Annotated in this window: 1 protein-coding gene; it reads left to right on the forward strand. The window is 53.4% G+C overall.

Annotation, left to right across the window (positions count from 1 at the left end; genetic code table 11):
- Window positions 1-388, forward strand: a 388-nt coding sequence (locus SB756_RS28365) for an SDR family NAD(P)-dependent oxidoreductase (RefSeq protein ID WP_410912814.1), incomplete at both ends; no start/stop codon positions are given.

Consider the following 388-nt stretch of genomic DNA (forward strand, 5'->3'; position numbering starts at 1 on the left):
TGTGCTGGTGAATAACGCCGGTATCCAGCGCCGTCATCCTTTTACTGAGTTCCCTGAACAAGAGTGGAATGATGTGATCGCAGTAAACCAGACCGCCGTGTTCCTGGTATCGCAAGCGGTAACTCGTCACATGGTTGAACGCAAGGCAGGTAAAGTTATTAATATTTGCTCGATGCAAAGCGAACTGGGACGTGACACCATCACCCCTTATGCCGCATCGAAAGGGGCGGTAAAAATGCTCACCCGCGGCATGTGCGTCGAGCTGGCGCGCCACAATATTCAGGTCAACGGTATTGCGCCGGGCTATTTCAAAACAGAAATGACTAAAGCACTGGTTGAGGACGAAGCCTTCACCGCCTGGTTGTGCAAACGGACCCCCGCCGCACGC

The organism is Pseudomonas sp. SIMBA_068 (genome assembly GCF_046534705.1).
Classification (GTDB): Bacteria; Pseudomonadota; Gammaproteobacteria; order Pseudomonadales; family Pseudomonadaceae; genus Aquipseudomonas; species Aquipseudomonas putida.